This is a genomic window from Bacillus arachidis, assembly GCF_030285945.1.
Lineage (GTDB): Bacteria > Bacillota > Bacilli > Bacillales > Bacillaceae_G > Bacillus_A > Bacillus_A arachidis.
The window spans coordinates 1-7,500 of the sequence record NZ_CP127376.1; the positions used below are offsets into that span (position 1 = coordinate 1).

Annotated in this window: 6 protein-coding genes (1 of these 6 only partly in view); all 6 read left to right on the forward strand. The window is 35.9% G+C overall.

Going from position 1 to position 7,500, the window contains the following annotated elements:
- Positions 1-1,341 carry a chromosomal replication initiator protein DnaA gene (dnaA, locus tag QRY57_RS01640; protein WP_208016694.1) on the forward strand — a complete coding sequence of 447 codons (1,341 nt, stop codon included), beginning with the start codon at positions 1-3 and terminating at the stop codon, positions 1,339-1,341.
- 177 nt (positions 1,342-1,518) lie between these two features.
- Positions 1,519-2,664 (forward strand): DNA polymerase III subunit beta, encoded by a 1,146-nt coding sequence (gene dnaN, locus QRY57_RS01645; RefSeq protein ID WP_286016559.1) that lies wholly within the window; start codon positions 1,519-1,521, stop codon positions 2,662-2,664.
- Between the two features lie 127 nt (positions 2,665-2,791).
- Positions 2,792-3,004 carry a S4 domain-containing protein YaaA gene (gene yaaA / locus QRY57_RS01650; RefSeq protein WP_011983150.1) on the forward strand — a complete coding sequence of 71 codons (213 nt, stop codon included), beginning with the start codon at positions 2,792-2,794 and terminating at the stop codon, positions 3,002-3,004.
- A 12-nt stretch (positions 3,005-3,016) separates the two neighbouring features.
- Positions 3,017-4,144, forward strand: a complete 1,128-nt coding sequence (recF, locus tag QRY57_RS01655; RefSeq protein WP_208016696.1) for a DNA replication/repair protein RecF — start codon at positions 3,017-3,019, stop codon at positions 4,142-4,144.
- A gap of 38 nt (positions 4,145-4,182) precedes the next feature.
- Entirely contained in the window at positions 4,183-6,105 is a 1,923-nt protein-coding gene (gene gyrB / locus QRY57_RS01660) for a DNA topoisomerase (ATP-hydrolyzing) subunit B (protein ID WP_208016697.1), read from the forward strand.
- A gap of 88 nt (positions 6,106-6,193) precedes the next feature.
- Positions 6,194-7,500, forward strand: the 5' portion of a protein-coding gene (gyrA, locus tag QRY57_RS01665; RefSeq protein WP_286016560.1) for a DNA gyrase subunit A. It continues 1,165 nt past the right edge of the window; 1,307 of the gene's 2,472 nt are visible here — the first part of the coding sequence; its start codon is at positions 6,194-6,196; the stop codon falls past the right edge of the window.

The window sequence follows — 7,500 nt, forward strand, 5'->3', positions numbered from 1 at the left end:
TTGGAAAATATCTCTGATTTATGGAATAGTGCCTTGAAAGAACTAGAAAAAAAGGTGAGTAAACCAAGTTATGAAACGTGGTTGAAATCCACTAAAGCACATGCTTTGAAAAAAAATATATTAACGATTACAGCTCCAAATGAATTTGCTCGTGACTGGCTAGAATCTCATTATTCAGAACTGATTTCAGAAACACTTTATGATTTAACAGGAGCAAAACTAGAAATTCGCTTTATTATTCCCCAAAGTCAAACTGAAGAGGAGATTGACTATCCTCCTGCTAAAAAGAAGAGAATAAATGATGAATCTAGTCACTTACCACAGAGCATGTTAAATCCAAAATATACGTTTGATACATTTGTTATTGGCTCTGGGAACCGTTTTGCTCATGCAGCTTCATTAGCAGTTGCTGAAGCACCAGCCAAAGCATATAACCCGCTATTTATTTATGGGGGCGTTGGGCTTGGAAAAACACACTTAATGCACGCAATTGGCCATTATGTCATTGAGCATAATCCAAATGCCAAAGTGGTTTATTTGTCATCGGAAAAATTTACAAACGAATTTATTAACTCAATTCGAGATAATAAAGCGGTCGATTTCCGTAATAAATATCGTAATGTTGATGTCCTGCTTATAGATGATATTCAATTCCTTGCTGGAAAAGAACAAACACAAGAAGAGTTCTTCCATACATTTAATGCATTGCATGAAGAAAGTAAGCAAATCGTAATCTCAAGTGATCGACCGCCAAAAGAGATTCCAACATTAGAAGATCGCCTTCGTTCCCGTTTTGAATGGGGGCTTATTACAGATATTACGCCGCCAGATTTAGAGACGAGAATTGCAATTTTACGAAAGAAAGCGAAAGCGGAGGGCCTCGATATCCCAAACGAAGTCATGCTCTATATTGCAAATCAAATTGACTCGAACATCCGTGAATTAGAGGGTGCACTTATTCGAGTTGTTGCTTATTCATCTCTAATTAATAAAGATATAAATGCAGATTTAGCTGCTGAAGCACTTAAAGATATTATTCCAAACTCTAAACCAAAGATTATTTCTATCTATGATATTCAAAAGGCAGTTGGAGATGTTTTTCAGGTTAAATTAGAGGACTTTAAAGCAAAAAAACGTACAAAATCAGTCGCATTTCCGCGCCAAATTGCAATGTATCTATCACGTGAGTTAACAGATTCATCTTTACCTAAAATTGGGGAAGAATTTGGTGGACGTGATCATACAACCGTTATCCATGCGCACGAAAAAATTTCAAAGCTATTAAAGACTGATACGCAACTGCAAAAACAAGTTGAAGAAATCAATGATATTTTAAAGTAGTAGCTGAATAGTGTGAATAACTTTATTTGTTTTACACACAGTCTATCCACATGTAGATAGACTGTTTTTCCGTCTCTAAATACAGTTATCCACATATCCACAAGCCCTATTACTATTACTACTATTTTTTATCTTTATTAAATAAATAAAATCTTATATTTCCCGGAGGTTTTTATTATGCGTTTTACAATTCAAAAAGACTATCTTGTAAGAAGTGTACAAGATGTAATGAAAGCAGTTTCCTCTCGTACAACAATTCCCATTCTTACAGGAATTAAAGTTGTTGCAACTGAAGAAGGTGTTACGTTAACAGGAAGCGATGCTGATATTTCAATTGAATCTTTTATACCAGTTGAAGAAGATGGAAAAGAAATTGTTGAAATTGAACAATCAGGAAGTATTGTTTTACAAGCAAAATATTTTAGCGAGATCGTAAAAAAATTACCAAAAGATACAGTAGAAATTTCTGTAGAAAATCATTTTATGACAAAAATAAAATCTGGAAAATCAGAGTTTAATTTAAATGGCTTAGATTCTGCAGAATATCCATTATTGCCACAAATCGAGGAGCACCATGTATTTAAGCTTCCAACAGATTTACTAAAACATATGATTCGTCAAACTGTATTTGCTGTTTCAACTTCAGAAACGCGTCCAATCTTGACAGGTGTAAACTGGAAGGTATATAACAGCGAGTTGACTTGTATTGCAACAGATAGTCACAGACTAGCACTTCGTAAAGCAAAGATTGAAGGTCATACAATTTCTGAGGAATTTCAAGCGAATGTTGTTATTCCTGGAAAAAGTTTGAATGAATTAAGTAAAATTTTAGATGAGTCTGAGGAAATGGTAGATATCGTTATTACGGAGTATCAAGTATTATTCCGAACGAAACATTTATTATTCTTCTCAAGATTATTAGAAGGAAATTACCCAGATACAACTCGATTAATTCCAGCAGAAAGTAAAACAGACATATTTGTGAATACAAAAGAGTTTTTACAAGCAATTGATCGTGCTTCTTTGCTAGCAAGAGATGGTCGCAATAATGTTGTAAAATTATCAACGTTAGAAGAGCAAATGCTAGAAATTTCTTCAAATTCACCGGAAATCGGGAAAGTAGTAGAAGAAGTTCAATGTGAAAACGTAGACGGGGAAGAATTAAAAATTTCCTTTAGTGCAAAATATATGATGGACGCATTAAAAGCGTTAGATAGTACAGAAATTAAAATTAGTTTTACTGGAGCAATGAGACCGTTCTTAATTCGTACAGTAAATGATGATTCCATCATCCAATTAATTTTACCGGTTCGTACTTACTAAGTGAGAGTGAGGGTTGCTAGTTGAAATATGCTAGTAGCCCTTATTTGATTTTCGGGGTATTACTTTCCTAATGCTGGTTTATTTAGTACAATGAAAGAATGAACACTTTCAGAAAGTGAGAGATTTTATGAAACGTATTAAGATTTCAACAGAGTATATTACACTAGGGCAATTTTTAAAGTTAGCTGATGTAATTGATACAGGTGGCGCTGTTAAATGGTTCTTGCAGGAGTATGAAGTATACGTCAATCAAGAGCTTGAGAATAGAAGAGGCAGAAAGTTATATGCAAATGATATTGTTGAAATTCCGGGGAACGGAACATTTCAAGTTCAATCATAAAGGGGGAGCCCTTTGTATATTACAGAATTACAATTAAAAAATTATCGCAATTATGAATATCTAGATCTTTCCTTTGAGGATAAAGTGAATGTAATTATTGGTGAAAACGCCCAGGGGAAAACGAATTTGATGGAAGCTATTTATGTATTAGCGATGGCCAAATCTCATCGAACTTCGAACGATCGTGAACTTATCCGGTGGGATGAGGAGTATGGTAAAATAAAAGGTAGATTACAAAAACGAAATAGTTCTTTGTCTTTAGAATTAAATATTTCTAAAAAAGGCAAAAAGGCAAAATTAAACCAACTAGAACAACAAAAGTTGAGCCAATACATTGGTGAAATGAATGTTGTTATGTTTGCCCCAGAAGATTTAAATCTTGTAAAAGGAAGCCCTCAAGTACGAAGACGCTTTTTAGATATGGAACTTGGACAAATAGCACCTGTCTATTTGTATGAATTAAGTCAATATCAAAAAGTGCTCACGCAGCGAAATCACTTGCTAAAAAAAATGCAAGGGAATAGTAAAAATGAGGAAACGATGTTGGATGTATTTACACTTCAACTCATTGAACATGGTACGAAAATTTTACAAAAACGTTTTGAGTTTTTGAAATTACTACAAGAATGGGCTGCTCCAATCCATCGTGGTATTAGTAGAGGATTAGAGGAGTTAGAAATAGTCTATAAGCCGAGCGTAGATGTATCAGAATCAATGGATTTGTCGAAAATAAAAGAAGTATACTATGAAAGTTTTCAGTCTGTGAAACAACGTGAAATTTTCCGTGGTACAACTTTAATTGGTCCTCATCGTGATGATTTACAATTCTTCGTTAATAGTAAAAATGTTCAAGTCTTTGGTTCACAAGGACAACAACGAACAACCGCACTTTCCCTAAAGTTAGCTGAAATTGAATTGATTTATTCAGAGGTGAAAGAATACCCAATCCTCTTATTAGATGATGTATTATCAGAGTTAGATGATTATCGTCAATCGCATCTCTTAAATACAATTCAGGGAAAAGTGCAAACATTTGTGACAACGACGAGTGTCGACGGAATTGAACACGAAACATTAAAGCAAGCGAAAACAATTCATGTAAAAAGCGGCACGGTAGATTGTGAAATAGACAGAGCATAATTTCTGTTTAAATGGAAAAGTAGGTGATCTTTGTGTCAATGGAACAAAAGCAAATGCAGGAAAATTCATATGATGAAAGTCAAATACAGGTGCTTGAAGGACTAGAAGCAGTTCGAAAACGTCCTGGTATGTATATTGGATCTACAAGCGGAAAAGGTCTTCATCATCTTGTATGGGAAATTGTTGATAATAGTATTGATGAAGCATTAGCAGGATATTGTGATGAGATTAACGTTAGTATTGAAGAAGATAATAGCATTCGTGTAACGGATAATGGTCGTGGTATTCCAGTTGGTATACAGGAAAAAATGGGACGTCCTGCTGTAGAAGTTATTATGACTGTACTTCACGCTGGCGGTAAATTTGGCGGTGGCGGTTATAAGGTTTCGGGTGGTCTCCATGGCGTAGGGGCATCTGTTGTAAATGCTCTATCAACAGAGTTAGAGGTATTTGTACACCGTGAAGGTAAGATTCATTACCAAAAGTATGAACGAGGTGTTCCGGTTGCGGATTTAAAAGTAATTGGTGAAACAGATCGTACAGGGACAATAACTCGCTTTAAGCCAGATCCAGAAATTTTTAAAGAAACGACAGAATATGATTTTGATACGTTAGCAACTCGTATGCGTGAGTTAGCATTTTTAAATCGTAATATTAAATTGACAATTGAAGATAGACGTGAAAATAAGCAAAAGAAAGAGTTCCATTATGAAGGTGGGATTAAATCTTATGTTGAGCATTTAAATCGCTCGAAGCAACCGATTCATGAAGAACCTGTATATGTAGAAGGTTCGAAAGATGGAATTCAAGTTGAAGTTTCTCTTCAATACAACGAAGGCTATACAAACAATATTTATTCATTTACGAATAATATTCATACGTATGAAGGTGGTACACATGAGGTTGGCTTTAAGACTGCTTTAACGCGTGTAATAAATGATTATGGACGAAAAAACAACATCCTAAAAGATGCTGATAGTAACCTCACAGGTGAAGATGTACGTGAAGGATTAACAGCAATTGTATCTATCAAGCATCCAAACCCGCAGTTTGAGGGACAAACGAAAACAAAGCTTGGAAATAGTGAAGCGAGAACGATTACAGAATCAGTTTTCTCAGAAGCATTCGAAAAGTTTTTACTTGAGAACCCAAACGTTGCCCGTAAGATTGTAGAAAAAGGAACAATGGCAGCACGTGCACGTGTAGCAGCGAAGAAGGCGCGTGAATTAACACGTCGAAAGAGTGCGTTAGAAGTATCAAGTTTACCAGGGAAGCTTGCGGATTGTTCTTCTAAAGATCCATCAATAAGTGAGATTTATATCGTAGAGGGTGACTCTGCAGGAGGATCGGCAAAACAAGGACGTGATCGCCATTTCCAAGCAATCTTACCACTGAAAGGTAAAATTATTAACGTTGAAAAGGCGCGATTAGATAAAATTTTATCTAATGATGAAGTACGTACGATCATTACGGCAATTGGTACAAACATCGGTGGAGATTTTGATATTGAAAAAGCTCGCTATCATAAAGTTATTATTATGACAGATGCTGATGTCGATGGTGCACATATTCGTACCCTATTATTAACGTTCTTCTATCGTTATATGCGTCAAATTATTGAGCATGGCTATATTTATATCGCACAACCACCATTGTTTAAAGTGCAACAAGGGAAAAAAATTCAATATGCCTATAATGATAAAGAGCTTGAAAAGATATTAGCAGAGTTACCAGCTCAGCCAAAACCAGGCATTCAACGTTACAAAGGTCTTGGAGAAATGAACCCGACTCAGCTATGGGAAACGACAATGGATCCAGAAGTACGTTCATTACTTCAAGTTTCTCTGCAAGATGCAATTGAAGCAGATGAAACGTTTGAAATTTTAATGGGTGATAAAGTTGAACCGCGTCGAAACTTTATCCAAGAAAATGCAAAATACGTGAAAAACCTTGATATTTAAGTAAGTAATGACAGGAATCTGAGCGTTCCTGTCTTCTACGTATAAATCAATGTATGTGTAACGGAAATGTAAGAGGAGGTGCTCGTTGATGTCAGACAATCAACAACAAGCACGAATTCGAGAAATTAATATTAGTCACGAAATGCGTACTTCATTTTTAGATTACGCGATGAGTGTTATCGTATCTCGTGCACTACCAGATGTTCGTGATGGATTAAAGCCTGTGCATCGCAGGGTTTTATACGCAATGAATGATTTAGGGATTACTGCTGATAAAGCATATAAGAAATCAGCACGTATCGTTGGTGAAGTAATCGGTAAGTATCATCCGCACGGTGATTCAGCTGTTTACGAAACAATGGTACGTATGGCACAAGATTTTAGCCAACGTTATATGCTGGTTGATGGACACGGTAACTTCGGTTCTGTTGATGGAGATTCGGCTGCAGCAATGCGTTATACAGAAGCAAGAATGTCTAAGATTTCTATGGAACTATTGCGTGATATTACAAAAAACACGATAGATTACCAAGATAACTATGACGGCTCTGAAAGAGAACCGATTGTACTACCTGCACGTTTCCCTAACTTATTAGTAAATGGTACAACGGGTATAGCGGTTGGTATGGCAACGAATATCCCGCCACATCAACTGGGGGAAGTAATTGATGGCGTACTAGCATTGAGCCATAACCCTGAAATAACTATTGCGGAATTAATGGAATTTATTCCGGGACCAGATTTTCCGACGGCGGGTCTAATCTTAGGAAGAAGTGGCATTCGAAGAGCATACGAAACAGGACGAGGTTCTATTATACTTCGTGCTAAAGTTGAAATTGAAGAAAAAACAAATGGAAAACAAGCAATTATTGTAACAGAGCTACCTTATCAAGTTAACAAAGCAAGATTGATTGAGAAGATTGCGGAATTAGTTCGAGATAAGAAAATTGAAGGTATTACAGATTTACGCGATGAATCAGATCGAAATGGTATGCGCATTGTCATGGAAGTACGCCGTGATGCAAATGCAAACGTACTATTAAATAATTTATATAAACATACAGCGCTTCAAACTAGTTTCGGTATTAATATGCTGTCCCTAGTAAATGGAGAGCCACAAGTATTAAACTTAAAACAAACTTTATATTATTATTTAGAGCATCAAAAGGTAGTTATCCGTAGACGTACTGCTTATGAATTAGAGAAAGCAGAAGCGCGCGCTCATATTTTAGAGGGACTACGAATCGCATTGGATCACCTTGATGAAGTAATAACGTTAATTCGTAGTTCAAAAACTGCTGATATTGCAAAACAAGGATTGATGGAACGTTTCGGTTTAAGTGAAAAACAAGCGCAAGCAATTTTAGATATGCGTCTGCAACGCTTAACAGGACT

Excerpts from the sequence above, each read along its gene's own strand:
- dnaN (WP_286016559.1), top strand. The coding sequence starts at position 1,519 with ATGCGTTTTACAATTCAAAAAGACTATCTTGTAAGAAGTGTACAAGAT.
- gyrB (WP_208016697.1), top strand. The coding sequence starts at position 4,183 with ATGGAACAAAAGCAAATGCAGGAAAATTCATATGATGAAAGTCAAATA.
- yaaA (WP_011983150.1), top strand. The coding sequence starts at position 2,792 with ATGAAACGTATTAAGATTTCAACAGAGTATATTACACTAGGGCAATTT.